Annotated in this window: 18 protein-coding genes; 3 read left to right on the forward strand and 15 right to left on the reverse strand. The window is 53.3% G+C overall.

Features of this window, described 5'->3' with window-relative positions; all coding sequences use genetic code 11:
• Nucleotides 1-226: 226 nt before the first annotated feature.
• Genes PBOR_RS24225 through atoD form a run of 3 tightly spaced genes read right to left on the reverse strand, consistent with a single transcriptional unit; the run spans nt 227 to nt 2,746 of the window.
• Complete coding sequence (locus PBOR_RS24225) at nt 227-1,417, reverse strand: acetyl-CoA C-acetyltransferase (protein ID WP_042216136.1); 1,191 nt, start codon at nt 1,415-1,417, stop codon at nt 227-229.
• Complete coding sequence (locus PBOR_RS24230) at nt 1,414-2,085, reverse strand: 3-oxoacid CoA-transferase subunit B (RefSeq protein ID WP_042216138.1); 672 nt, start codon at nt 2,083-2,085, stop codon at nt 1,414-1,416. Before PBOR_RS24230 ends, PBOR_RS24225 begins: the two co-directional genes overlap by 4 nt.
• 1 nt (nt 2,086) lies before the next feature.
• Entirely contained in the window at nt 2,087-2,746 is a 660-nt protein-coding gene (gene atoD, locus PBOR_RS24235; protein ID WP_099052490.1) for an acetate CoA-transferase subunit alpha, read from the reverse strand.
• A gap of 157 nt (nt 2,747-2,903) precedes the next feature.
• Here atoD and PBOR_RS24240 point away from each other — a divergent pair, with 157 nt between their 5' ends.
• Nucleotides 2,904-3,785, forward strand: coding sequence for a LysR family transcriptional regulator (locus PBOR_RS24240; protein ID WP_245648293.1), 882 nt, complete (start codon nt 2,904-2,906; stop codon nt 3,783-3,785).
• A 394-nt stretch (nt 3,786-4,179) separates the two neighbouring features.
• Here PBOR_RS24240 and PBOR_RS24245 read toward each other — a convergent pair whose 3' ends face one another.
• Nucleotides 4,180-6,840, reverse strand: coding sequence for a glycoside hydrolase family 78 protein (locus PBOR_RS24245; protein ID WP_042216145.1), 2,661 nt, complete (start codon nt 6,838-6,840; stop codon nt 4,180-4,182).
• 150 nt (nt 6,841-6,990) lie between these two features.
• Here PBOR_RS24245 and PBOR_RS24250 point away from each other — a divergent pair, with 150 nt between their 5' ends.
• Together PBOR_RS24250 and PBOR_RS24255 are read left to right on the forward strand one after the other, a co-directional pair.
• Nucleotides 6,991-7,893, forward strand: a complete 903-nt coding sequence (locus tag PBOR_RS24250) for an AraC family transcriptional regulator (RefSeq protein ID WP_042216147.1) — start codon at nt 6,991-6,993, stop codon at nt 7,891-7,893.
• 138 nt (nt 7,894-8,031) lie between these two features.
• A complete protein-coding gene (locus tag PBOR_RS24255) occupies nt 8,032-9,771 on the forward strand; it encodes an ABC-F family ATP-binding cassette domain-containing protein (RefSeq protein ID WP_042216148.1) in 1,740 nt (579 codons plus the stop codon).
• A 448-nt stretch (nt 9,772-10,219) separates the two neighbouring features.
• Here PBOR_RS24255 and PBOR_RS24260 read toward each other — a convergent pair whose 3' ends face one another.
• The 11 genes from PBOR_RS24260 to PBOR_RS24315 all read right to left on the reverse strand — a co-directional run bounded on the left by PBOR_RS24260 (nt 10,220) and on the right by PBOR_RS24315 (nt 26,984).
• Nucleotides 10,220-10,819: a chloramphenicol phosphotransferase CPT family protein gene (locus PBOR_RS24260; protein ID WP_042216150.1), complete on the reverse strand. Its 600-nt coding sequence runs from the start codon at nt 10,817-10,819 to the stop codon at nt 10,220-10,222.
• Between the two features lie 295 nt (nt 10,820-11,114).
• Nucleotides 11,115-14,300, reverse strand: coding sequence for an alpha-mannosidase (locus tag PBOR_RS24265; RefSeq protein WP_042219852.1), 3,186 nt, complete (start codon nt 14,298-14,300; stop codon nt 11,115-11,117).
• A gap of 149 nt (nt 14,301-14,449) precedes the next feature.
• Nucleotides 14,450-15,487 carry a LacI family DNA-binding transcriptional regulator gene (locus PBOR_RS24270; protein WP_042216152.1) on the reverse strand — a complete coding sequence of 346 codons (1,038 nt, stop codon included), beginning with the start codon at nt 15,485-15,487 and terminating at the stop codon, nt 14,450-14,452.
• Nucleotides 15,488-15,595: 108 nt separating this feature from the next.
• A complete protein-coding gene (locus PBOR_RS35685; protein WP_052429620.1) occupies nt 15,596-17,146 on the reverse strand; it encodes a response regulator transcription factor in 1,551 nt (516 codons plus the stop codon).
• On the reverse strand, nt 17,124-18,878 hold the full coding sequence (locus PBOR_RS24285) for a sensor histidine kinase (RefSeq protein ID WP_042216154.1): 1,755 nt from the start codon (nt 18,876-18,878) through the stop codon (nt 17,124-17,126). Before PBOR_RS24285 ends, PBOR_RS35685 begins: the two co-directional genes overlap by 23 nt.
• Before the next feature lie 80 nt (nt 18,879-18,958).
• Nucleotides 18,959-20,503 carry an extracellular solute-binding protein gene (locus PBOR_RS24290; RefSeq protein WP_042216156.1) on the reverse strand — a complete coding sequence of 515 codons (1,545 nt, stop codon included), beginning with the start codon at nt 20,501-20,503 and terminating at the stop codon, nt 18,959-18,961.
• Between the two features lie 80 nt (nt 20,504-20,583).
• Complete coding sequence (locus PBOR_RS24295; protein ID WP_245647887.1) at nt 20,584-21,444, reverse strand: carbohydrate ABC transporter permease; 861 nt, start codon at nt 21,442-21,444, stop codon at nt 20,584-20,586.
• Entirely contained in the window at nt 21,438-22,316 is an 879-nt protein-coding gene (locus PBOR_RS24300; protein ID WP_245648294.1) for an ABC transporter permease, read from the reverse strand. Before PBOR_RS24300 ends, PBOR_RS24295 begins: the two co-directional genes overlap by 7 nt.
• Before the next feature lie 1,072 nt (nt 22,317-23,388).
• The gene (locus PBOR_RS24305; protein WP_052429621.1) at nt 23,389-25,212 is read right to left on the reverse strand and encodes a cellulase family glycosylhydrolase; all 1,824 of its coding nucleotides are present in this window, start codon (nt 25,210-25,212) and stop codon (nt 23,389-23,391) included.
• 15 nt (nt 25,213-25,227) lie between these two features.
• The gene (locus PBOR_RS24310; RefSeq protein WP_042216162.1) at nt 25,228-26,100 is read right to left on the reverse strand and encodes a carbohydrate ABC transporter permease; all 873 of its coding nucleotides are present in this window, start codon (nt 26,098-26,100) and stop codon (nt 25,228-25,230) included.
• Nucleotides 26,097-26,984 (reverse strand): carbohydrate ABC transporter permease, encoded by an 888-nt coding sequence (locus tag PBOR_RS24315; RefSeq protein ID WP_042216164.1) that lies wholly within the window; start codon nt 26,982-26,984, stop codon nt 26,097-26,099. Before PBOR_RS24315 ends, PBOR_RS24310 begins: the two co-directional genes overlap by 4 nt.
• Nucleotides 26,985-26,987: the final 3 nt, after the last annotated feature.

Raw genomic sequence — 26,987 nt, forward strand, 5'->3', positions numbered from 1 at the left:
ATCTGGGGAGGGGAGGCTGGTCTGGCAGTTTTCATCAAAAATAAGCAAAGCCCCAGTGATAGGAGCTTTGCCTGCAGTAGTCTTGTTCCATATTTCACAAACCTTCTGATCATCCTGGCAAGTATGCCACCTTCGCGGGTGTCAGCAGCTTAGATCCGCTCTAGATCTGTTCTAGATCTGTTCTAGATCTGTTCTATATCTGTTCCAGCTCAGCTCTAGATCCGCCCTAGATCCGCTCAATAATCGTCGTTACGCCATGCCCTCCGCCGATGCAGAGCGTGGCAAGTCCGGTGCGGGCACCGCGCTGCTTCAGTGCATGTACCAGTGTTACGAGAATTCTTGCCCCGCTCGCACCGATCGGATGACCCAGGGCGATGGCCCCGCCGTTCACATTGACCTTCTCCTCCGGGAAGTCCAGGGCCTGGCCTACCGCCAGCATCTGCGCCGCAAAGGCCTCGTTAGCCTCGATGAGATCGATGTCGCCGATCGTCAGGCCGCCACGCTGCAGCGCCTTCTTCGTTGCCGGAACCGGACCCATCCCCATGATGGAGGGATCCACACCGCCGGACGCGTAGGACAGGATGCGCGCAAGCGGCTTCAGCCCAAGCGCAGCAGCTTTCTCCGCCGACATAATGACCAGCGCCGCAGCGCCGTCATTAATGCCCGAGGCGTTCCCGGCAGTCACACTGCCGTCCTGCTTAAAGGCCGGGCGGAGAGCTGCCAGCTTCCCGGCGGTCGTTCCTTTCCGCGGGAACTCATCGGTATCGAAGATAATGGCCTCGCCTTTTCGCTGCGGAATGATGACAGGTACGATTTCTTCCTTGAAATGGCCTGCTTCAATGGCGCGCACGGCCTTCTCCTGGCTGGACGCCGCCAGGGCATCCTGCATTTCCCGGCTGATCCCGAATTGTTCGGAGACATTTTCCGCCGTGATGCCCATATGGTAATGGTTGAATGCGCAGGTCAACCCGTCATTCACCATCGTATCGATCAGTGTCCCGTTGCCCATGCGGTAGCCGTAGCGGGCCTGATCCAGCACATAAGGCGCCTTCGACATATTCTCCATCCCGCCGGCTACAACAATCTCGCTGTCTCCTGCCATAATACTCTGCGCAGCCAGATGGACCGCCTTCATGCCCGAACCGCACACCTTGTTAATGGTCAAGCTGGATGCCTCAACCGGAATGCCCGCCTTAACCGCCGCCTGCCGCGCCGGATTCTGGCCCAGCCCGCCCTGAAGCACGTTGCCCATAATCACTTCGTCAACCTGGTCCGGTGTGACGCCCGCCCGCCGCAGCGCCTCCTTGATGACCAGCGCCCCCAAATCTACAGCGGAAATCCCGGCCAGACTTCCGCCAAAGGTGCCGAGTGCCGTCCGCACTGCGCTGACAATGACAATTTCTTTGGCTGTATTCATAACAACACCTCATCCGAAGGGATATTCCGCATGGGAGACAGATCCGCAGAAACCGTAAACGCTGCACCCGTTTTGTTTGTAACCGTTTCCAATTCTATGCCTGGTGCCAGCTCCTCAAGCACCAGTCCCTGCGGGGTGAACCTGAACACCGCCAGCTCCGTGATAATCATCGCTACTGCGCCGCGCGCAGTAAGCGGCAGGCTGCAGTCGCTCACGATTTTGGGGGCACCGTTCTTGGAGGTATGCTCCATGGCGACAATAACTTTTCTTGCACCTGTGACCAGATCCATGGCGCCGCCCATGCCGGGAACCATTTTGCCGGGAACCATCCAGTTGGCCAGATTACCGTGCGCATCCACTTCAAGTCCGCCAAGAATCGTAACATCCACATGTCCGCCGCGGATAAGCGCAAAGGAAGTGGCACTGTCGAAGAAGGAACCCCCGGGCAGAATGTTAGCCGGTTTGCCTCCTGCATTGACCAGATCGGGAATGATCGTATCCTGCACCGGTCCAAGCCCGATATAGCCGTTCTCGGATTGCAGAATAATGTTGATGCCTGCCGGCAGATAATTTGGGATCAGCGTCGGCAGCCCGATGCCCAGATTGACTACATCCCCGTCATGCAGTTCAACCGCCGCCCTGCGTGCAATCAGCTCTTTCGTATCCATGTTATTCGCTCTCCTTATAGCAGATGATTTTATCGATCAGAACACCAGGCGTAACTACAATATTAGGGTCAAGCTCCCCGGTTTCCACAATTTCATCCACCTGAACAATGACAAGATCGGCGGCCAGTGCCATCAGCGGATTGAAATTGCGCGCCGAATTGCGGTACACCAGATTGCCGGCCTTATCCGCCTTGTGCGCTTTCAGCAGGGCAACGTCAGCCCGCAGCGGCAGCTCCACCAGATATTCTCTGCCCTCAATTGTCAGCGTCTGCTTATTGTCGGCTACCATTGTCCCTGTTCCTGTAGGCGTCAGAATGCCGCCGAGTCCTGCACCGCCTGCCCGCACCCGCTCCGCGAGCGTTCCCTGCGGCACCAGCTCCACCGCCAGCTCCCCGGCGAGCATCTGTCTGCCCGTCTCCGGATTGGTGCCGATATGCGAAGCGATGACCTTCTTCAGCCGCCGGCCCAAGACCAGCGGGCCTACTCCTGTATCCATCAGAGCCGTGTCGCTGGAGATCAGCGTAATGTCTTTGATGTCCCGCTCAACCAGAATACCCACCAGTGCATCAGGTGCGCCGGTTCCCATGAAACCGCCAACCATAATGGTCATGCCGTCATGAAACAGTCCGCCTATTTCTTCAAGCGTCGTTACTTTCCCCACACCAAACCCCTCCTGTTTTTTGCTGCAGCCCATTGACAAATGTGATGCGGATGACTTTATGTATATAGTGTACAACGCGCTTTTTGGGGGGTAAAATTCAGACATCGCATGCGAACCATGAAAATATATCATAGATTGGAGGCGCTTACTTTTGGATGTGCGGAACCTGAAATACGTGCTTGAGGTAGCCAATTTGCACAACATCACCAAGGCGGCGGAGAAGCTTCACCTGACTCAGCCCACCCTCAGCAAAATGGTCAAGAGCCTGGAGGACGAGCTTGGCGTCATCTTGTTTGACCGCTCGGGCAAATACGTCAGGCTGACCGATGCCGGCTCAGCAGCGATGGAACAGATCCGGCTGATTATTGCGGCAGTGGACAATCTGCATATGACGCTGGATGACATCAGCAACCTCAAGACCGGCACGATCAAGATTGGACTTCCTCCGGTGATCAGCTCCGTATTCGTTCCAAAAGTCGTGACTCCGTTCCAAAAAAAATACCCCAACATCTCCTTCGAGCTCATTGAACAGGGCTCCAAGAATGTGGAGAATATGGTGCTGGAGGGCAGTATCGATCTGGGAGCAGTTCTGCTTCCTGTCCGGGAGGGCAGCTTCGGAATCAAGCCTTTTGTCCGTGAGAATCTGGCAATTGTTGTCCATAAATCGCATCCGCTGGCGGCACGCACAGAGGCTTCCCTGACCGATCTCCGCGAAGAACCGCTGATTCTGTTCGCCAAAGGCTTCGCCATGCGCCAGCATATTATTGAAGCCTGCGTCAGCGCAGGGTTTGAAGCCAATATTGCTTATGAGAGCGCTCAATGGGATCTGCTGGTTGAGCTGGTATCCGCTAATCTGGGCATCGCTTTTCTGCCTGAGCCGCTCTGTGAGAAGGTATCCAACCAGAATGTGCGCATTCTGCCGCTGCGGAATCCGTCCATTCCGTGGAACGTCGTGCTGATCTGGAACAAGGAGCGTTACATCAGTAAATGCATGCGGGAATTCATCCGCTTCCTGGAGGATCATTCTTTGGTTGTATAGCACAATAAATCTATATAGCTTGAACTGGTAATCTTTCTGATTAGTCCCGGGCTCACCGCTTGGACAGCTGGCTGGGCCGGGATTCGCACCGTCTAAGCTATAACTGTATTTTGTGCAACTAAAATGGGCGATTATTGCGCTGCGAGGGTTTTAATTGCACTTTCTACAGTTAAAAATCCACATATTTTGTAAAAGGGGGCTCACCGCTATTTTTAATTGTACAGAATACAATTAACCTGGAAAATCCGGAATTCTGCCATCTTTTAATTACAGAAAATACAATTAAAGGCTATCCCCCCCCTTCAGGGGATTCTAATATAAAGATTAATTTCATAATTTCCTATTACACAAAAAAGCAGAGTCCTGTCATTCCACAGGAACTCTGCTACTCCGATTATTTTTGCAGGGCATATCCGAATCTGTATTCACCGGAGCCGACCGTAATCTTCACCGACTGCCCCAGCTGCTCTGCGGAATGAATGCCGCGGGCCTGCTGCAGCGGCTGCCCATTCTCCAGCACACCCGCCAGCGCAGCGTCCGGGAGCAGTACAGTAGCCGAGGTGTTGGGCGGAACTACGGTTACCAGCTCTATTTTGCCGGAATCAATCGTCCACCCGGAGCGGATCTTACCGTACATGGATTCCAGCGCGCCAGCGGCTGAAGTCAGACCGCCTCCCGGATGCGGCTGGATCAGAAACTGCTTATAACCCGGATACTCTTCCACCTGCTCGATCCCGGCCACGCAGCGGTACAGGAAATCGCCAATTGCCCCGTATGCATAATGATTGAACGAGTTCATATCCTTGCTCCAGAAGCTGCCGTCCTCCTTAATCCCGTCCCAATGCTCCCAGATGGTCGTTGCTCCCCGGGTAACCTGATACAGCCAGGAAGGGTAATCGGTCTGCAGCAGCAGCTTGTAAGCAGCATCGTAATGCCCTGCTCCAGCCAGCACCAGATTCAGATAAGGCGTGCCGACGAAGCCTGTAGTGAGATGATATTTGCTCTCTTCCAGCAGCTCTATAAGCTTGGCAACCGTGCGTTCCTCCGCCTTCCCCTCCACCAGACCGAACATTAATGCCAGTACACAGGCCGTTTGCGTAGCTACACTCACCCGTCCGGAAGGGGTAATGAATTCCCGGTTAAAAGCTTGTTTGATCCGCACATGCAGCTGTGAGTAGTACTGCTCATCTTCTGTTCTGCCCAGCACTGCCGCAGTCTTCCCCATAAGCCCGGCAGAATAGGCATAGAAGGCCGTTGCGATATAATCCCTGTCCGTAGCGCCAATGTAGCTGTCAGGCTTCGCATCCAGGCCCAGCCAGTCTCCGAAATGGAAGCCGGTGTTCCACAGAAACTCATCTGTCCCCTGCCGGCGGATATACTCCACCCAGCCCTGCATGCTGCTGTACTGCTGCTCCAGAATCCGCTTGTCGCCATAACACTGATAGATCGTCCACGGACAGATAACAGCCGCATCGCCCCAGGCCGCAGAAGAATGGGAATTCTCATCCAGCACGTGGGGAATTACGAACGGAACACCGCCGTTATCCAGCTGATCGGCAGCCAGATCCTTGAGCCATTTGCTGAAAAAAGGGGCCACATTCATCAGGTAGGCCGACGTGCGGATAAACATTTGCGCATCCCCGGTCCAGCCGAGCCGTTCATCGCGCTGCGGGCAGTCAGTGGGCACATCAACGAAATTGCCTTTCTCCCCCCAGAGAATGTTATGCTGCAGCTGGTTAAGCAGCGGATTGGAACAGGTAAAGGTTCCGGTCGGCTCCATATCCGAATGCAGGACCACCCCGGTGAAATCCTGCAGCGAGAGGTTCTCTGGGAAGCCTATCAGCTGCACATACCGGAAGCCCTGGAAGGTGAAACGCGGCTGGAAGCTCTCCCTGCCTCCGCCTCTGGTAATATAAGTAACCGTCTGTCTGGCCGCCCGCAGGTTATCTGTGTACACATTACCTTCCTGATCCAGCACCTCGAAATGCCGCAGCTGAAATTCCTGTCCTGCCTGCCCTTCCACCGTGAAGCGCATCCAGCCGACCATATTCTGGCCCATATCGAGCACAGTCTCACCGGCCGGAGTGCGCAGGAGTGTGATGGGGGCCAGTTCTTCCATTGCTTTTACCGGAACATTCTCCTGGGCGAGCAGAATATCCCTGGTGTACGGAAGAATCTCCGCAGGTATCCATGCGTGATCATCATAGTCCGGCTGGCTGAAGCCGCACTGCTCCAGGCGGGCATCATAGGTTTCGCCGTGATAAATCTCCGACATCAGCAGCGGGCCGGGCGATACCGCCCACTCCTGATCCGTTCTGATAATCTGCTCATCCCCATCCGCAAAGGTGAGGTGAATCTGCATCAGCAGTGCCGTGCGGTCACCGAACACATTCTTTTTGTTATCCCAGGCCAGGTTCCCCTTGTACCAGCCGTTCCCCAGCCAGGCGCCGACCGCATTGCCCCCCGCTGCCAGCTGCCCTGTAATATCATAGGTCTGGTATTGCAGGCGGGTGCTGTAGCTGGTCCAGCCGGGTGTCAGAACATCCCTGCCGACTCTGGCTCCGTTCAGCTCCACTTCATAGAGACCGAGACTGGTCACATACATTCTGGCCCGGATAACCTGCCGGTCTACATGGAAGCTGCGCCGCAGCAGCGGGTTCTGTTCTGCCTCAGTATCCAGGCAAGCCAGCGGAGCCGTGATCCACTCTGCCTCCCAATCCTCCGGCGAGAGAAGGCCCATCTCCCACCAGGCGGTCTCTGACCACTCTGTCGGCCGGTTCAGCTGATCCCATATTCTAATCCGGTAATAATAACGCTGTCTGGACTGCAGCTCCAGCTCCTTCAGCTCAATATGCAGCGATTGTCCGGACTCCACCCGGCCCGAATCCCATACCGTGCTTACATAGTCCTGATCCGTTGCTACCTGAAGCTGATACGCCTGCTGCATTACATCCCGCTCATCCGCATTCAGCTGCCAGCTGATTCTCGGATAGCGCACATCTATCCCCAGCGGATTTTGTTTGTACTCCACACGTAATTTATGAACAGCTATCATCTCATTACACCCCGTCTTTTCTGGGATTGCCCCTATAAATATGAAACGCTTTCTATTACAATTATAGAATTCCAGATGGTTGGCAAGACCTGTAATATGGACATTTCACCGGGGTAAAAAGGACATTCTGCTGCTTAGAGGAGTGAGCTGATGCATTCGGCCAATCATACGCTAAAAGGGGAGTTTTTCTTCCGGAACAATCTCCTGTTATATGTGAACCGCGCTACCGAGAACTATGATCTCCCGCTTCATTCCCATGATTTCATGGAGCTGACGTTCGTTGCCGAAGGCAAAGGGTTTCATTATATCGGGCAGAAGGCTCAGCAGACCGGCAAGGGGCAGCTGTACTTCATTCCCGTCGGGGTCTCCCATGTCTTCCGTCCGTCTTCACCCAGTACTCTCCGGGAGCCGCTCGTTGTCTACAATTGTTTGTTTAAGCCGGAGCTGCTGGACAACCTTACCGCCTTGATCCCGGACCCGCCGATTGCCTCCTACCTGGAGCAGATCCGTAATCATCAGCTGCCCGCATTCTCCGTGACGGATCTGAACGGCTCCATCGAGAGCCTGTTTCTGGCCCTTCACCGGGAGTATCATCTTCCGCAGACCGGTTCCGGCAGCTACCTGCTGACCCTGTTCATCCAGCTGCTGGTGAGCATATACCGGCTGGGGCATGACGAGGTTCAGTTTCCCCTGAATAAGCAGACCCACTTCCTGCAGATCATGAATTATGTTAATCAGGAGTATGCACAGGAAATTACGCTGACGTCCCTCTCCCGCAGCTTCGATTGGAGCGAACGCCATCTCCAGCGTCTGTTCAAGGCGCATACCGGTCAGACCTTCCATCATTATCTGCAGAATATCCGGATTCAGAAAAGCTGTCTGCTGCTGGTTCAGCAGCCCCAGGCACCGGTTCAGCTTGTCGCCGAGCAGGCCGGCTACCGTGATCTCAAAGCCTTCAATCAGGTGTTCAAGCGGATTATCGGCACTACTCCGGGGAGCTACCGTCAGGCATTCAGCAGGAAGCAACGGGAGGCACAAGAGCTGGAGGAGTAAGCGGAAGCTTTAGCGGGTACTCAAAATGATTGATGTTAGCTGAAAATAGTGTTAGTCTATCAACGGCAAACTCAACATCTATGCTCCTCAATACCTACTAAGATCGTGACAAATTTTGTAATAAAGAAAGGTAACACTATGATAAAAGCGGAACAATTATCCTTTTCATTTCCACAAAAAGAACTATATACAAACATTTCATTTACGCTTGAAGAGGCACAGCATTGCGCGTTCATAGGAACAAGCGGAAGCGGCAAAAGCACATTGATCGATATCCTGATGGATCCGGAAAGATATTTGTACGATGGCAGGCTAGAGATAGACCCGGGTTGCAGAATCGGGTATGTAAGCCAGTTTTCCCAACCGGACAAAACTAAAGATACAACTGTTTTTGAATATATAGGGGAAGAATTTATTAAAATACAGAATGAAATAAATTCCATTTTGACTGAGATGGAAACATCATCGGATATGGATTCGCTGCTGGAAAAGTATCAATTGGCTCTAGACGCCTTCGATGCAATGGACGGGAATGATTACGAAAGCAATATTAATAAGAAGCTGAATTTGGCAAACCTCATGAAGCTAAAGGATGTTAGGGTATCCGACCTGAGCGGCGGGGAATTCAAGCTTATTCAAGTGATGAAGGAAATGCTGAATAGTCCGGACTTAATGATTATGGACGAGCCCGATGTATTTTTAGATTTTGACAACCTAAATGCGCTTAAGAATCTTATTAATACCCACAAAGGCATGCTGCTGGTGGTTACGCATAACCGATATCTGCTCAATCATTGCTTCAACAAAATCCTGCACCTTGAAAACATGGAGATCCAGGAGTTTGACGGGCGGTACATTGATTACAATTTCTCGTTGCTGCAAACCAAAATTGAACTGCAGGAGCTCACCATCGCTGAAGAGGAAGAAATTGCGAGAAACGAGAACATCGTCAATAATCTTAGGGCTATCGCCACTTATAATTCAGAAGCCTCCAGAGGGAAAGCGCTGAAAGCGCGGGTTAAATTTCAGGAAAGACTGGAAGCGCGCAGAATTAAAGCTCCATTCGTAGAGATTAAGCAGCCTGACATCCGTTTCGGTATCGGTAATGAATTGGAGGACAGCATTGTTATACATGTAAATGATTATAGCGTTGCCTTTGAAGAGCTGCTGTTAGAGAATGTTAACTTTGAGATCAAATCTACGGATAAAGTAGCTCTGATCGGTCCAAACGGCACCGGGAAAACGACATTACTCCGGGAGATTTTCAACAATAATCAGGATTCAATTGAAATACATGCGGATGCCAAAGTGGCTTATTTATCCCAGCTTCAAGGCGAAATTCTGAAGGATTCTAATACAATATTAGAGGAATTCATCGATGCCGGGATCGCAACCTATGATGAGATTAGATCGCATCTTTCAAGCTACGGCTTTGAAGGGGAAATCCTTGAGCAAAGAATAGAATCCTTATCCGGCGGCGAAAAAAATATGCTTCAGTTAGCTAAAGTTTCTGCCAGTAAAGCGAACGTACTGCTGCTTGATGAACCGACAAGCCATTTGGACACCTATACACAAATCGCACTGGAAAAAGCCATTCAAGACTATAAAGGTGCGATTCTCATGATTTCGCATGATTTCTATTCGGTGGTAAACGGGATGGACTATGTTCTGATCATTGATGGCAAGACGATTAGAAAGATGACGGTCAAGAAATTCAAAAAGATGATTTATGCCCGGCATTTCGATAAAGACTATCTGGAACTGGAACAAAATAAAAAAGCTGTTGAAACGAAAATCGAATTAGCTTTAAAAGCTACGGATTTCGAACTTGCACAAGGTTTGATGGATGAGCTGGAGGAGCTGATTAAGCAGCTGTAAACGGCCCTTGAAACCGAAACAGCGACTGCCACGGACAAGAAACGTCCTGGACGGTCGCTGTTTTATTTTAACTAAAGTATTCCGTTAGGGTAATATTCTTCGGAGAAATTTAATCCACTTCGGCTCATATGCTTCGCTAATTGGAATCCCTGTATAACAACTATGATACGGGTCCATTTCCCATAGCTTTAAAAGCCCCTCGGGAACTTCATACTTAATTATGGGAGAGCTACGGTCTGCCCTGCTATAATACTTATTGCATGCTACACAGTACATAATCTGTGATTCATCGGATGAATATGCATAAATATTAAGCTCTGTCTTACAGGCTTCGCATCGGCGTATCCGCTTGCGGTTTAGCCAATCAATGAATAGCTTCAGATGATCATCTCCCCGTAAAACAAGGATTATCCACCGCATATTTGTATCCCGTCGCGAAGCATAGCTTCTATGACACACCAACACTTCTCTTATCCAACTTTTTAAAAGCAGAGTATTCGCGATTCAATCTAATAAAATCTAAGATCAAATTGGCGCATTCGTCTGGTCTCAAAATTTCAGTATTTAGTTCAAGGTCATACTCATTAAAGCAATAAACTTGATCGTACTGTGAGATTGCTAATCCGCTCTCTCTATCTTCCCTTAGTTTTTCTCTCCTGATAAGTTCCTCTTTCGAGCAAGTTACTCCGACAAATAGTACAGGATGATCGATTAATAAACTTAGACATGTATTAAACCGCTCGTCATTATCATTTACTGTATCTACAACTACGTTCATCCCCTTTGCCGACATGAATTTAATTGTTGAATAGAATAAAGTAATCAATGGATCAATAATGATTTGGGCCGGAACTTGCACATCTTCTCCTTCGGCTGATTCAATACTTGTGTTAATAAAATCAATGTAGTCATGAAACAGCCCATTGAAAAAATTATCAATTGATAAATGATGGAATGAGACTTCATACTGATTTAATAATTCTGTCGATATGGAAGTCTTTCCGGAACTTGAAGTTCCATTTAGAAAAACTATGATCCCTTGCTTCAAAGTAATCATCCCTTCAAAAAATAATCATTGAGGATCTTACAGATAACGTCTTTTTTGCGAACATAGTAAAATTTGTATATCTAACATATTCGTGTAGTGTGTGAACAATCCTGCTCGTTAGCTTAATGAAAGTACCCGCCAGTCTATATACTTTATTTTCTTTGGCATCAGGGGGGTGCCTCAGTTCGAGTTACCTTCACGGAAGCACATTGTATTCGATTTTTCGCATACCTAAAAAAAGATCCCCATAATCCGGGATCCTTCGGTCTGCCAAATTCTGAATGGGCAGGTTAGCTCAGGCAAAGACAATATGCACCGTATGAATCTCATATGGTTTGAAATCAAGGCGGATGGCCGGTCCGTCCACCGCCCCGGTCTCCAGCGGGCGCTCCATCAGATCGCGCAGCTGCCAGGAGACGGCGGAGTAATCACTGCCGATATTCACCGTGCTGCGTGTTCCGGTATACTCATGCAGTCTGACGATGCATCCGCTGCCGTCCTCGGCCAGCTTGACGGCATCGACGGCAATGTTCGGGGCATCGCAGGTAATCAGCGACTTACCGTTACCGGCTGCATAGCCTCCTTCGACGGCGAGCAGCGGATTGTTCAGCGCCCACGCTTCCTGCACGGTGCCTGCCGCAGCCCAATCCCCCTTATGCGGAAGCAAGGCATACGTAAAGCGGTGCTCGCCCTGGTCAGCCAGCCGGTCCGGGCTGGTTGCCGATTTGATCAGTGACAGCCTCATCGTATGATCCTTGATGTCGTAGCCGTATTTGCAGTCATTCAGCAGGCTGACGCCATAGCCTCGCTCCGACAGGTCAGCCCACTGGTGTCCGACGCTCTCGAACCGGGCATAATCCCAGCTTGTATTCCAATGGGTCGGCCGCTTCACGTTGCCAAACTGGATATCATAGGTAGCTTCTGTAGCCCGCACGGCAACAGGGAATGCCGCCTTCAGCAGCTGATGCTGCTCATGCCAGTCGGCCAGGGTCTCGAAGTCAATCCGCGCGCTTCCGGCATATACCTTAACCTTCTGGATAATGGAGGAGTCCATATACTTCCACTTGAACTCAAGCACCGCCTGCAGAGGACCGCTTTCGGTCAGCCGGACAGATTGCAGATCAGTAATTTCCCGCATTTTCTCCTGGTAGAACAGATCGATATCCCAGGCATCATACATCTTCGGCTTATCCTCGAATACCTGCAGCAGATTGCCGCATTCGCCCGGTGCCAGCACCTCGCGCGCTTCTTTGCGGTCATAGATCCGGCTCAGTTGTCCGGCAGCATTCCACTCCAGAATGTAATAAGGGGTTGTCAGCGTTGAATCCTTCCAGGTAAAAGGAACGGTTGGTTCAGGCTTCTCTCCGGAAGCGTCAGGTTGTGCAGCGCGGATCACTGCACTGCCCATCGCCGGAACAGCTTCTACCTCCACCAGCCACTGACTTCCGGAGCGCTGGGCAGTCAGTGGCTTGCCTGCCGCATCTCTCCAGACGGCATTCTCTGCCCCGTGAGGTACGGCTGCCAGACGGGTACCCTCAAAGAGAGAACTGTTAAACAGCGTGTACTCCTTGTGTGACACGGTATCCGCCGGGTTATTTTCACCATCTGCCGCAGCAGGGCTATTAAGGTTGACGAGTCCATCAGCCGCTGCATCAAGGGCAGCCCGGCCCAGCTGCTCTGCTTCCGCATATTCCAGCCGTGAATCCTGATAGACCTCATGGATAGAGGAGCCGGGGATAATATCGTGGAACTGGTTACGCAGAATAATCTGCCAGCCTTCCAGCAGCGATTCTGCAGGATATTGTGAGAATCCGCCTGTCTCCGCTGCAAGGAGCATCTGCAGCCATTCCGCTTCGCGGTACAGCAGCTCAAGCTTCCGGTTCATTCTTTTATTATAAGCCTGGCTCGTGTAAGTCCCGCGGTGAAACTCCAGATACAGCTCCCCGTCCCAGGTATGCACATATTGATCGGTGCCTTCTATCGTTTCATGCAGCCGCTCGAAATAGTCATCCGCCCGGCCCGGCTTCACTTGCGGCAGACCCGGCATGGTATCCAGCCGCCGGCGCATCTCCAGCATCTCGCGGTTTACACCGCCGCCGCCATCGCCATAGCCGTAGGAGAGCAGCAGCTCACGGTTCAGGTTTTTGTCGCGGTACTGGTCCCAAATCCCCTGCACAGAGAAAGGCTCAATAAGTCCGTTATACGTATAATACCAGGCACTGGAATCAGGAGCCTCCGGTGTGGTAATGAAATGGGTCAGCACCTCGCTGCCGTCAATCCCCCTCCACTGGAACGTATCATGCGGCATGCGGTTATACTGGCTCCAGCTGATCTTCGTCGTCATGAAGGTGTCAATGCCCGACTTACGCAGAATCTGCGGCAGCGCCCAGCTGTAGCCGAACACGTCCGGCAGCCATAGATACTTGCAGTCAACGCCAAATTCCTCGCGGAAAAATTTCGTCCCGTACAGAATCTGGCGCACCAGCGACTCACCGCTGGTCAGATTGCAGTCCGCTTCCAGCCACATCGCACCTCCGGCTTCCCAGCGTCCTTCTTCCACCCGCTGCTTGATTTCGCTATAAATCTCCGGATAATCCTGCTTGATATAGGCATAGAGCTGCGGCTGGGTCTGCAGGAAGATGTACTCCGGGAATTGCTTCATCAGCCGGAGCACCGTAGAGAAGGAGCGGGCCGCTTTCTCACGGGTATGGGTAAGGCGCCATAACCAGGCTACATCAATATGGGTATGGCCGAGCGCGGTTACGGTAACCGGATGCTGCTGCTCCAGCAGGGCCAGGGCTTCGAGCAGGCCCTTCTCGGCCTCCTGGACTGAAGTATAGAAATCTGCGCTGCCGGGTCTTGACCAGTCCAGCATATTAAACGAGCGGTTCAATGCCATCAGCAGCTCATGCTTCTCGATCTGGCTGTCGGCAAGCTGCTTATAGGTAGCCAGTGCCGCCCGGCCTGTATAATACAGATTGTCGGCCGGTTCATCCAGATAAGCCAGCTCTGCCCGTTTGATCCGGTGCTCCTGAGGAATCAGCTGGCCGTCTCCGTTCAGGCCTGACCATAAGCGGAAGGTGAAATTCAGCTCCCTGCCGGCGGCATCCTCCTCAAGAAACACCTCCTGATGATTGGAATCCACACCCTGATACGGCTTGCCGTCCAGAAACAGCAGGGATTCGAAGCCGCTGTTGTTCCCACCGCCTGTCCGGCCGAAATCGAATATACCTACAATACGCTTCCCCCGCCAAGCTGCGGGTACGGTTATTTTGCGGTGCAGCCACAAATATACGTCACTGCCGGTCCAGTAATCCCCTATACGAAGCTTCTTGTCTCCTTCCGGGGCGGACGGATAGACACCATTGTCTCCGTCCTGATCATCAGTAACCGCCCATTCATCAAGCGTAATAACCTCACGGTACCGGTAACCCTCCAGCTCCTTCAACCGCAGTGCAAGCTTCTCTTCAGTCCAGAACATTCCCATTCCGATTCTCCTCCTTTTATATAACACGTGTTATCAAGCAGACAGAGAGGATGGTCCATCCGCTTAAGGATGGTCCCTTCTCCCTTACAACACAACCCACAATTTCACTAGCCAAGCCTTGCTAGACTTCCCGTCACAGCAGTCTAGGCGCTTTCTCCTGGACGCAATACGGCGGGCAGCCAAATCTTCTCTGCCTGTCCTGCTCCCATCCCGCCGTTCATCTGCGTATGTAAGCAGCGCACAGCTTCCTCCCCCATACTTACATAGGGAATCTCTACGCAGCTTAGAGACGGCAGGCTGAGACGGTGGCCCTGAATCGTATCATCTGCCGCCATGATCCTTACGTCTTCACCAATGCGCAGGCCAAGCTTGTGGGCCGCCCGGTACAGGTCGGGAATCGCGCTTGACCAGTTGACCAGCAGCGGCGCATGCTGCGGACCGCTATCCGCCAGCCTCTGCAGGCACTCTGTCCATGCGCCATGGTGCTCCTCCAACCGGATCACGACTGGCTCCATCCCGTGTGCGCTGCACCAGCCTGTATAGGCGTCACGGCGGTTCCGCTCCGCCCAGTTATCCGCGCTATGCTCGTGGTACACCTCGGCATAGACCGGCCCCGGCTGCTGCGGCGTACCCTCCCGCAGCAAATAATTCAGCGCGGTCTCCACACTGCCCGAATAATCGGCCAGTACAGAATATACGCCTGACACCTCCGCGTACCCTTCTACAGAAACATAGGGAATTCCGGCATCTCCTATGCGGGAAGCCCACTCCTGATCCCCGTAGCTGGTGTGGTCAAGCGTCACTATCCCGTCAATTTTCCGCTGGTGATATAACTCCAGCAGCTCGGCCCTGCCGTTGGCATTCCCCTTATGGCGCGGAGAGCAGAGCAGAATATGATATCCGCTGAGCTCACACTCCCGCTGCATGCCTTCCAGCAGCCGGGTGAACAGCGGATGGCGCGTATCTCCATAAGCGGCAAGCGTCATGCTTCTTCCCGTCTTCATGCTGCGCGCACCGGCGTCCACATGATAATTCAGCTCGCGGATAGCTTCCAGCACGGCTTCACGCGTCTCCGCTCCAACCCCTATGCCCGGAGTATCGTTAAGCACCGCAGATACCACACTGCGGGACACGCCCGCCCGCTTGGCTACGTCAAAGCTGGTTACTCTTTTTTTGCCCATATCAGCACCTCACCGAGAGTATAACACGTGTTATAAAATATTGTACAGCGCTTTCTTTATTTTTGTATCCGAAAAAACAGGGCCCTTTTGCAATACGCATGGCCCCTGCTAAGTGCGATCGGAATCTAGACTGGCCTCCCCGAAGGCGGGTGTACCGTCTCCGCCCCCCCTTTCATCCCTGCGGTAGGCCCCGGGGGTTTGTCCGGACCATTTCTTGAACGTTTTGATAAAATAATTGTCGTTCGGGAATCCGACGCTGCGGCCGATTTCATTAACGGTTAAGTCTGTTTCGCGGAGTAAGCGCCGGGCTTTCTTCACGCGCACATGCTGCAGGTAGCTGATGAGAGTCTCCCCTGTCTTCAGGCGGAAAAGACCGCTGAGATAATGCTCCTCCATGGCAACATAACGGGCGACCGCACGCAGTGTGATATTCTCGGCAAAACGGCTATGGATGTATTCCAGTACGCGGTTGATTTCGGGATGATTGGTTGTTACCCCCTCCGCTGCGGCCATGCGTAACTGCATTTCTTCCGCCACAGCCAAAAAGCAATCGAGCAATTCCTGGTGGGTTACCGCTTCGCGCAGACGCTGAGCAGATCCGGACGGAGGCTGATTGCCGATTTCGGCAAAGGTCCGCACCAGGCGTTCCGCCTTCTCTATCACCAGGGAGAAAGGAAGCCGGCTTGACCGCAACGTTTCCCACATCGCGCAAGCTGTATGCCGCATATCCGCGCTCCGCCGCTGGGCAAAGGCCAGAACAATCTCCTTCTCCATGACCCATACAGGCGGAAGCTTGGGCTCTCCGGCCGCATCCGGCCCGGTGGAGGCTGTAGGCGCAGGCTCTGCGCCGCTGCCATCTGCCTGAGCTTTGCCCTTAATTCCGTACCAGAGGTCGTTTAGCTGCCGGTAGAGCCGGGTCCACTCCGCATGGATGAGACCTGGCGGAACCGGACCGCAGGCCACAGCCTGAAGGGGCAGGCCCGCTGCAAGCTTGCCGGGCAGCCTAAGGCTGCCTTCAGACCAGAAGAAGCAGGTCGTACAGCCGTCTGCCGTAAAAGAACCGGTCCACACCTCCTCCGTCCAGGTGTCTGGCGGGCAGGCTTCCAGGACGGCTGCCAGCAGCGGCCGGGCGGTCCCGATGCAGGAGACCATGAGCAGCCGCCGGTAGGATGCCGGAGGCGCTGGCGGCGCTGTCTCCTGTCCCGCCTTCACCGCCTCCCAGACGAGGGGATAATAGCGGTCGAATTCCTGCCCGAGCAGTGCATGCCGCTGCCTGCGCGAGGCAGACAAATCTTCGCCGATCTTAAGCAGCATCTCCTGCAGCTCCGGGATGCTCAGCGACAGCTTGAGCACATACCCGCTGGCTCCCAGCTCCAGCGCTTTGCGGGCATATTCGAACTCGCCCATGCAGGTCAGCATGACAAACCGGCTGTCCAGCCCGGCATGGCGCGTCTGCCGCAGCAATTCCAGTCCGTCCATGCGGGGCATAAGAATGTCGGCAATGACAAGATCGGGTCTCAGCTGATGCATCAGCTGCAAAGCCTCCTCTCCGTCGGAAGCCTCACCTGCCACACTGAAGCCATAAGCTTCCCAGTCCACCAGTTTAAGCAGCTTGCGCCGGACAAACTGTTCGTCTTCAACCAGAAGAATTTTCCACATGCTCTGCACCTCCGGATTGGAAAGGATTTGCAATCAATAACGGGATTGTGATGCGTGCCATTGTCCCCTTCTCCCCTTCCAGAAGAACGAGACTGCCATCTTCCCGGAACAGCAGCTGCAGGCGCTGGCGGATGTTGGCGATTCCGATGCCTTTGCGCGCGCGAATCTCCGGGTGTTCCCCGGCGCGGGCAAGGCCGACGCCGTTGTCCTCCAGCTCCAGAATCAGCGTGCGTCCCGATCTCCTTGCCCGGACAGAGACCCGGGAATCCTCCTGCAGCGTGGAGAAGCCGTGCTTGAAGGCGTTCTCCATCAGCGGCTGCAGCGCCAGCTTCGGAACAAGGGCATAGGCCAGCCCTTCCTCCACATCCAGAGTGACCCTTACTTTGCCCTCATAGCGGATATTCTGGATATATACATACGCCTGCAACAGATCCAGCTCATTCTGCAAGGGAATCAGCTCTACATCCGAGTAAAGGCTTGTTTCCAGCAATTTGCCCAAAGAAATCGATATTTCTGCAATATCATGCTCTTCCTTTTCATAGGCGATCCATTTGATCGTGTTCAGCGTGTTCAGCAGGAAATGCGGATTCATCTGGGCGGTCAGCATCTGATAGTGCAGTGCTTCCTTCTGCCGTTCCTCCAGCTTCAGCTTCTGCAGCAATCCGCCGATATCCGTCATCATCGTATTAAACGTAGCCGCCAGATCCCTCATCTCTCCATGAAAAAAGGATTCTTCCACCCGTGTATTCAATTCCCCCTGTGCGGATAACGCCATCTTGCGCCGGAGCAGCGCGATGGGCCGGGACATGGCACCGGCGATGAGGAAGGTAAGCAGGAGGAAGCCGCCGGACAACAGCAGGGAGAAATTGAAATTCTGCTCCCGCAGTTCCTTCATATTCCCAAGATAAGTATTCAGCGGCATGGACGCGGCCAGATACCAATCCAAATTGTAGAGCGGGCTGATCGTCAAAATCGACGAGCTCTCATAATCAACCCGCTGCATGGGTTCCTCTCTTGCCGGAACACGGATCATTTCTTGGATGGCCGTGCGGTCCACCGCCCGGAAGTAATCGGAGGAATTGAGCAGTTGGCCTCCCTGGTCCATCAATACATAATGCTGCTGGAGCAGCAGATCCTGCGACGCTTCGGCAAGCCAGCCGTCATAATAAAAATTAATCCGCAGATAACCGAACGGCTGCTGCCGGTTATCGAGCAATACTGCATACATGGACAAATCCTCGCCGGTCACCCAGCGGAAGGAGTCTCCCTCAGCACCGAGTCCGGCAAACCCGCTCTCCGAGGCAAAATCGGCATGCTCCTGCCCGGTCTGCACAAGCCCGTCGGTGTGGTACAGCGTGCCGGACCTGTCAGCCAGCGTGACGGTAATCTGGGCGGGCAGCTCCAGCGATGCCGGACGGGCGGTGCTTTGCAGGAATACCGCTTTCTCCGCAGGATTGAATTGTCCCGGATACAGCAATACGGAGCGGGTATACGGGTCCCGCTCCAGGTACACATAATAGAGGAAAGCTTTATTGATCTCGTTGTTCAAGGCGTCGTTAACCACGTTAAGCTGCTCGATGGCCTTTTCCTGAAACTCGCGGGACACTGTCCGTTCCATCATCCGGTAATTATAGATTTGCAGCAGGAAAAAGGGCAGCAGGAGGAAGATCACAACAGCGGCAAACAAGCGGTTTCTGAACTTTTGTGGCCATATGCGTTTCCAGCCTCCCATCGTCTTCCCTCCCGGTTATCATTACCGTAAATTCATGCTACAGTATATCACAACTGCCGGGCTCCGCAGGTTTATCCTGTTCATTCCGCATAACCCAGCTCCTGCAGCTGTTTCATTGCGCTGTCCTGGAAGATCTGGTACTTGAAGGTCGTGTTCAGCTTCTCCAGGAAGCTGTCGTATTGCTCCAGCTTTGTTCTGCCGTATTGGAATTTGAGCATTTCCTCATTCTTGAAGCGGTCGGCGTCGGCTGCGTTGTAGTTCTGCGGGAAAACAACAAACCCGTTGTAGGTATCCAGCACTTCAACCTGTTCGCTAACCTGAATATAGTCAATCTGTTTGGCAAATTTGGTGCTCAGATATTCCGCTTCCGGCCGGCCGGCCAGCTGGTAGACCCAGGTGAATGCCGCCTCTGCGGACCGGTCCGTAATCACCGGCTTGCCGTTTTCTTTGGTGAAATGTACACCTTCCTGGCCAAACTGCACAAGCTCGGAGCCCTCACCGGAGGCTGTATAATTGATAAGGTCAAAAATGCGGTTCAGCTTGGTTTCGTCTTGGGCGGCCTGGCGTGAGATGGCTACGATGCCGGATACGCTGGACTTATCCATGGCGGCAAGAATGTTCGCTTTGGGTCCCTGCAGCTTGTTCAGCATCAGGAATTCCGCATCCGGATTGGCGCCCTTCCATTTCTCCACTTCATTGTCCTTCATAATCTGCGTCCAGTCGCTGATGATAATGCCGGCCTTGCCCTGGAACGCTTTGTCTTTGGCGTTGTCGCCCTTGTTGCTGGCAATCTCCGGATCGACCACGCCGGAATTCAGCACCTTCTGAGTATAAGCCAGCGCTTCCTTCATTTCCGGTTCGAACATGCCGTTGACCATCTTCCCGTCCTTGATATACAGCGCGTCGGCGACGCCATGCTGCAGGTTGATCAAATGGACCAGAGTGCCGAGGCTGCCTGTGATGCCGAACGTGTCTTTCTTGTTATTCCCGTCCGGGTCCTGATCGGTAAACGCTTTCGCAACCTCAAACACTTCATCAAGGGTCTCTGGAACCGGCAGCTGCAGCTTATCCAGCCAATCCTTGCGTATCCAGAATAAATTCCAGTTACTCTGGGGATTAAGCGATATGGCGTAATGCTTGCCGTTAACCTCCACCCGGCTGTACACATTGTCCCCGATGGCATCCGCTGCGGGCTTCAATTTCTCCTTATACGGCTCCAGATCAAGCAGAATGTTCTTCTTGACATATTCCTGGAACTCATTCCGCCCATTGAAGAGGATCACATCGGGCAGGTCGCTGCCCGCCGCCCGGATATTCAGCTTCTGAATGAATTCATCCGCAGAAGAGGTCAGCGTCATTTTCAGATCAATATTGAGCTTCTCATCCAGCGTCTTCTTCACGAAGTTATCTTGTTCTTTGGGCATCTGGGTGGTGGTGTTCCAGCCTACCCGCATGACCTCGATAGCTACCTTCTCCGCCCGGGTGTCCGCCGGAGCGTCTGTTGATGAGCCTGGCCCCTCCGTAGCGGAAGAATCTGACTGCGGGCTTCCTCCGCAGGCAGCCAGCAGCAGGCCCGCTGTTAATACACAGGCCAGTTCAGCTGGAATACGCTTCTTTTGTTTCATAGTGATTCTCCCCTTTCGTATACCAAATGTTGTATTGAGTCGGCACCGCAAATGGCTTCAGCGGCGCCGGGAACAATCCGTTACCCCTTCACGGCGCCGATCAGCATGCCCTTGGTCAGATGCTTCTGCACGAAGGGATAGACCAAGATGACCGGCAGGCTTGCCGCCACTACCGAAGCCATCTGCAAGGTCGTTGTCGGCAGCACAATGTCCGCATTATATTCCATTTGCTCGGAGGATAATAACAGACCGCGGATGATGACCTGAAGCGGATTCAAGCCGGGGTCAGTAATATAGTAGACGGCGCTGAAGAAGGTATTCCAGCTGCCTACGACACAGAACAAGCCGATGGTCATCAGCACCGGGATGGAGAGCGGCAGGGCCAGCCGCAGCAGCACCGTAAATTCGCCCGCACCGTCGATCCGTCCCGATTCGAACAGTTCTTCGGGCAGGCTTTCGAAGAACGTTTTGACCACAAGCACATTCCAGGTCGACATCGCCCCGGGAATAATCATCGCCCAGACCGTGTTAAGCAGGCCTGTTCCTTTTACGACCAGGTAGGTCGGGATCAAGCCGCCGCCGAACATCATGGTGAACACGATCAGGAAGATGAAGAAGCTGCGGCCCACCAGATGCTTTCGGCTCAAGGTGTAGGCCATGAGCACCGTCAGGACCAGATTGATCAGTGTGTTCATTACCGTAACGAAGCTGGTCACGAGGAAGGCGCGGGGAATGGCATCCATTCCGAACAGCGCCTTATAGGCCTCAAAGGTAATCCGGCGGGGAATCAGCACAAAACCGCCGTTGCGCAGCACTTCGCTGTAGGGCGTAATGGATACGGCGAACACATACAGCAAGGGAAAGACGGAAATCACGGCCAGCAATATCAGCAGGACATTAATGAAATAATCGAAATAGCGTTCGTTTCCGCGGCTTACCACAGATTGCCCCCCCATCTCCGGGCCAGCTTATTAGACAGGAATATAAGCACAAGTCCTATCAAGGATTTGAACAATCCGACCGCTGTCGCCAGGCTGAAATTCAGTTGCTCCAAGCCTACCCGGAATACCCAGGTATCAATAATATCTGCCACCGGCATTACCTGGAGATTGTACATAATGTAAATCTGCTCGAAACCGGCATCCAGTGCGGAGCCGACCTTCAGCACCAGCAGCAGGATAATCACGGAACGTATGCCGGGCAGTGTCACATGCCAGATCCGGCGCAGCCTTCCCGCGCCGTCGATGCGGGCCGCTTCATACAGAGTAGCATCAATGCTGGACATGGCTGCCAGATAAATGATAGCCCCCCAGCCAAGATCCTTCCAGACATCGGTTCCCACCAGCACACTGCGGAAATAAGCTGTCGAGGTCAGAAACGGAATGCCGTTCCCGCCCGCCTCCACCACCCAGCGGTTGACGAGGCCGGAGGTTTCGGACAGAAAGGCAATAGCAATGCCGTAGATAATGACATAGGACAGAAAATGGGGCATATAGCTCAGTGTTTGTACGATCCGGTTCAGCCAAAGACTGCGGCCTTCGTGAATGAGCAGAGCCACGCCGATGGCAGGAATCGTTCCCCAGACTGTTTTGTACAGACTGATCAGGAAGGTGTTCGTGAGCAATTGACTGAAATAAGGCGATTCGAAAAAAAACTGAAAATGCTTGTACCAGGGGTCTGCCCACGGACTGCGCAAAATCCCGCTCAAAATGTCATAATCTTTGAAGGCAATCAGCACTCCGTACACGGGAATATACTTGTAAATAATGTAGTAGGCTACACCGGGAAGCAGCATCAGATACAGAACACGCATGCTCCATATACGCTTCCACACCTTAGCTCTGTATGCGCTCTTCGGCGTTGGGGTACGGTTCAGGGGAGCCGGGAAATGCGCCACAAGGAATTCACCTCTTTGCATTGATATCGTTTACAAGTTAAGAATAACAAGGGAACCGCGGCGCAGCCAGGAACGGATTTAAGGAATTGATAGAACAAATTTACTATCCTGCTGGAGCCGGATCACAGGGGAACGACCGACCAGAGGAACGACCGGCGAAGCAACATGGATGACCGGCAGTGGCAGTCCCGGCAGCGTTAGTCTGTAAAGCCGCACTTTAGACAATAACCAATCAAGTTACTGAACGATCGCTGTAGGACTGGCGGAAAACGTGAATTGCTTGCGTTGGATTCATTGCCGGTAGCACGGAGACACTCTGGACGCACTGGGACAAAATTGTTGTACGTTTTACAACTTCAATTCATCGATAACCGGGTGTCTGGAAGGATTGTTGTATAAAATACAAGAATAATTCTGTTAAGCCGTCTGAAACAGGAAAAATGTTGCACTTGATACAACAATATTGGATTTGAGTCGATATTAGGAGGGAAATGTTGTATTTTGTGCAGGATTTCACAAAAAGTCAACCGCTCCCTGCCACGGAAAGCGGATGAATGAGGAAATTCCTGAGGTAACAAAGTATTACTGCATACAAAAAGGCCCGTAAACTGCGGGAACGCAATTCACGGGCCTTATCACATTAGCTGAATGATCCTGAATGATCTATCAGCGCAGACATGCATGCTTGCATGCGTTCCAATACTGTACCTTTACTGTATCTTTACTGTATCTTTACTGTACCTTTACTGTACCTTCGCTGTACCTCAACTTTACTTGCACTCTAACTATATTCTATTCTTACATTACCTCTACCCTACCATTTACTCTACTTTTACTGCACCCTCGCCGTTCCTTCGCGGTATCCTTACTGTGCCTTGAATGTGCCTTGAATGTGCCTTTATTCCACTTTTACTACCTTTACTGCCCCTCACCGTTCCTTCGCTGTATCCATACTGCACCTTCTTTGTAGCTTTACAGTACCTTTGCACTACCGCAAATCCAGCCACTCGATAGCTACCGCACCAGCCGCAGCGCTGACTGTCAGCTCATGTGTTCCAGCTTCCAGTTGCTGGCCGCTCTGGATCCCCACCGTCTGCCAGTTCTGCCCGGAGTCCGAGGCAGCACCGTGAACCCGGCCGACCTCCTGACCGTCCAGCTTCACCATCAGCTCACTGTCCACCCCGCTCATCAGCACCCGCAGCTCCAGAGCCAGCGAAGTCTTCGCCTCCTGCAAGACCTGCGAATCCACCATGCCCTGCGTGTCCTCCGAGTCTTGCGCGCCCTGCGGCTCCCGCCAGTCCTCCAGGCCCTGCCTGTCTTCCAAGCCCCGCGGGTCCTGCGGCTCCGGCCGGTCCAGCAGGCTCAGCCGCTCCGCATCTCCCTGCGAATCCCGATCGGTAGCCGTAAATTCATACGCCGCCCAATCACCCTCTGCCAGTACGACACACAGCCTCTCCTCAGGCAGCCAGGACTGACCGCGGCCATGCTGGAAATTCGGTGCAGTCCGGTCTCCTTCCACGAAGCGGAAGTCCATTCCATCCTCCTCCCGGAAGCCGGCGCCTGCCGGAGCCAGCCTGCCGGGAGCGCGTCCGAAGCTGACACCGCTCCCCTTGTAGCCATAAAAAATAGCAGGAATCCGTACCGGCAGACGCCGGAACAAGGAGCGGACAACGTCCGCATGGTACACACAGTTGTCCAGGCTCAGATTGCGCAAATATTCGTCCAGGATCGCCTGCGCCTCGACGCGCTCCGGCTTCGCGCCTCCCTCCAGATAGCTGACCAGCTTATGCCAGCCTTGCGGAAGAATGATGGAACAGGGGGAGTTATCCGTGTCGAGCTTTTTCCAGGTCCAGAAGTTCCAGGAGATGCCGTGATCTTCAAACAAGCGGAACGCACCGGTGTACCAGTCCTTGTTGTTCTCCCCGCCCTCGCCCATGAACAGCGGCACATTCAGCTTCTCTCTTGCGTCGAGATACTTCTGAATGCTCGCAGTATCGGGATTGTTCCAGTACTTGTGAAACTGCAGCATCAGATTAGGGTCCGGCAGTTCATTGCCCGGCAATCCCTCGAAGATCGACCAGTCCGTCGCCCAGTGCACGCCTTCCAGAATAATCATATGCCGCGCATCGACCTCCCGGATAGCCGTGATAATCTCACGGTACAGGGGCATCACCTGGTCATTGTACTGAGAGAACCAGTCCGGCAGCGGCTCGTTCAGCAGGTCATAGCCCGCTACGATCCATTCGTCCTTATACCGCTCCGCGAGCATCCGCCAGATGGCGATAGTCAACTGCTTGTTGGACTCATCCGTGAACAGCTCCGGCAGATCCTGCGCGGAGTCGTCGATATTCGTTCCGGTCTGGCCGCCGGGTGCTCCATGCAGATCCAGAATGGCGTAGACTCTGTGCTCCCTGCACCAGCCAATGACCTGATCCAGCCGCACCAGATGCTCCTCATGCCAGCCGGACTCCCCCTCTTCTTCCCGCAGGATATAGCGGGCATTAATCGGAATCCGGACCGAGTTGAAGCCTTCTTCGGCAATCCGCACAATATCCGCTTCGGCCACGTAACGGTCGTAATAGGTCTCCCAGAACTCCGCCGCCCTGTCAGCACCAATAAGCCCGGTAATCATCGCCTCGATCCGTCGCGGACGGTCCCCCTGTTCCGGGAAACGCCACATGTAGCCTTCGGGAAGCAGCCAGCTTCCAAGTCCTACCCCGCGCAGCAGCAGCTCGCGTCCTTCCCCGTTTCTTAAACGGTGTCCATCTGCATAGAGAAACCCGCTTACTTCTTGATGGTCCGGGTGAATCATTTGTATTTCCTCCCTTTACCCTTTGACGGCGCCTTCGGCAATGCCATTCAGAATATATTTTTGCAGCAGCAGATATAGAATTACAACGGGCAGCATGGTCAGCACCAGCGAGGACAGAATCGCCGACCAGTCATTATTGCCATATTGCCCGAACAGCATATTGGTGGACAACAGCAACGTATATTGATCGGCATCCGTGAGCATCAGCAGCGGCAGCAGGAAATCATTCCACATCCACAGCAGATTGAGAATCGCCACAGTTGTCGTAATCGGCAGCAGGAGCGGAAAAATAATCGTAGTGAACAGCCTCAGCTCCCCGCAGCCGTCAATCACCGCCGCTTCATCCAGATCCCGGGGGATCGATTTGACGAATCCGTGGTACAGGAAGATGGCCATCGACACGCCAAGTCCGATATAGATCAGGCCGAGGCCGACCGTTGAGCCCTGCACTGCCAGCTTCATGGAGATCCGGTTCAGCGAGATCATAATGGAATGAAACGGAATCAGCATCGACAGGACGAACAGGTTGAACAGGAACGTGCTCAGTCTGCCTGGTGTTCTGGACAGCTTGTAGCCGGCCATGGATGAGAAGAGAATAATGCCGACAAGACCGGTAGCCGCCACCACCACGGTATTGCCGAGACTGCGCAGGAAATTGGTTTTCTCAAAAGCATCACTGTAATTCCCGAATTCCAGCTGACGCGGAATCGCCAGGATATTATTCATCATGTCGCCTTCCGTCTTCAGAGAGTTCAGTACCCCCATGTAGATTGGAAAGAGCGTAATGACAGCACCCACCAGCAGAAAAAGAAAGACGATCACCGAAGACACTCTGCGCCGCCCCGCTATTCCGGACTTAGGTGTAGAATTCAACCGAACGGTGCTCATGCCTCCACCTCTCTTCGTTTCATGATGCTCAGCTGAATCAGCGTGATCACCAGGACCACCAGGAACAGGATCATCGCCTTGGCACTGGCGTAGCCGTAGCGGCCGCTCATCTTGAACGCTTCCTCAAAAATATTCAGCGCCAGCACCTGCGTCGCTCTTCCCGGTCCGCCCCCGGTGAGTGCGAACACGGCATCAAAAGCCTTGAACGAGCTGTTCAGCGTCACGAAGATACCAATCGTTACAGCAGGATAGACCATAGGCAGAGTAATGCTGCGGAAGGTCTGCCAGCTGTTCGCACCGTCGATTGCAGCCGCCTCCTTGAGTGCACCCGGCACCCCTTGCAGCGCCGCAATATAGATCACCATCAGATAGCCTACGCCTCCCCACAGGGAGACAATGACAATCGCCAGAAAAGAGTATTTCGGATCGCCGATCCAGGACTGGTCCAGAAAAGGAAGTCCCGCATGTTCAGCGATATAAGGCAGCGCCTTGGTGAAGATGAACAGCCACATGAAGCCGCCGATAATCATGCTGATCATGTTGGGCATGAAGAAGATCGTTCGGAACCAGGCCTTGCTGCGGCGGCGTGATTCGATCAGCACCGCCAGCAGGACGGCCAGCACATTCTGCAGCACGACCATAAAGATTACAAATTTCAAAGTAAACCAGACTGAATCGGTGAAAAAAGCATCATCCGTCAGCGCTTCGATGTAATTGGAGAATCCCACCAGATGGTAGGCGGGATTCAATCCGTTCCAGTCCGTGAAGCTGTACCATGCCCCGCCGAAGGCGGGAGCAAGCATGAATACGGCGTAGAACAGCAGGGCGGGAAACACGAAGGCCAGCAGAATGAGCGACTGTTTGCTTTTACTGCTTCCACTCATCTC

The organism is Paenibacillus borealis, from assembly GCF_000758665.1.
GTDB lineage: Bacteria > Bacillota > Bacilli > Paenibacillales > Paenibacillaceae > Paenibacillus_AQ > Paenibacillus_AQ borealis.

What these genes read in the sequence shown, in the direction of transcription:
- PBOR_RS24225 (WP_042216136.1), bottom strand. Translation starts at nt 1,417, where the DNA reads ATGAATACAGCCAAAGAAATTGTCATTGTCAGCGCAGTGCGGACGGCA.
- PBOR_RS24230 (WP_042216138.1), bottom strand. Translation starts at nt 2,085, where the DNA reads ATGGATACGAAAGAGCTGATTGCACGCAGGGCGGCGGTTGAACTGCAT.
- PBOR_RS24245 (WP_042216145.1), bottom strand. Translation starts at nt 6,840, where the DNA reads ATGATAGCTGTTCATAAATTACGTGTGGAGTACAAACAAAATCCGCTG.
- PBOR_RS24250 (WP_042216147.1), top strand. Translation starts at nt 6,991, where the DNA reads ATGCATTCGGCCAATCATACGCTAAAAGGGGAGTTTTTCTTCCGGAAC.
- PBOR_RS24255 (WP_042216148.1), top strand. Translation starts at nt 8,032, where the DNA reads ATGATAAAAGCGGAACAATTATCCTTTTCATTTCCACAAAAAGAACTA.
- PBOR_RS24265 (WP_042219852.1), bottom strand. Translation starts at nt 14,300, where the DNA reads ATGTTCTGGACTGAAGAGAAGCTTGCACTGCGGTTGAAGGAGCTGGAG.
- PBOR_RS24270 (WP_042216152.1), bottom strand. Translation starts at nt 15,487, where the DNA reads ATGGGCAAAAAAAGAGTAACCAGCTTTGACGTAGCCAAGCGGGCGGGC.
- PBOR_RS35685 (WP_052429620.1), bottom strand. Translation starts at nt 17,146, where the DNA reads ATGTGGAAAATTCTTCTGGTTGAAGACGAACAGTTTGTCCGGCGCAAG.
- PBOR_RS24285 (WP_042216154.1), bottom strand. Translation starts at nt 18,878, where the DNA reads ATGGGAGGCTGGAAACGCATATGGCCACAAAAGTTCAGAAACCGCTTG.
- PBOR_RS24290 (WP_042216156.1), bottom strand. Translation starts at nt 20,503, where the DNA reads ATGAAACAAAAGAAGCGTATTCCAGCTGAACTGGCCTGTGTATTAACA.
- PBOR_RS24300 (WP_245648294.1), bottom strand. Translation starts at nt 22,316, where the DNA reads ATGCGTGTTCTGTATCTGATGCTGCTTCCCGGTGTAGCCTACTACATT.
- PBOR_RS24305 (WP_052429621.1), bottom strand. Translation starts at nt 25,212, where the DNA reads ATGATTCACCCGGACCATCAAGAAGTAAGCGGGTTTCTCTATGCAGAT.
- PBOR_RS24310 (WP_042216162.1), bottom strand. Translation starts at nt 26,100, where the DNA reads ATGAGCACCGTTCGGTTGAATTCTACACCTAAGTCCGGAATAGCGGGG.
- PBOR_RS24315 (WP_042216164.1), bottom strand. Translation starts at nt 26,984, where the DNA reads ATGAGTGGAAGCAGTAAAAGCAAACAGTCGCTCATTCTGCTGGCCTTC.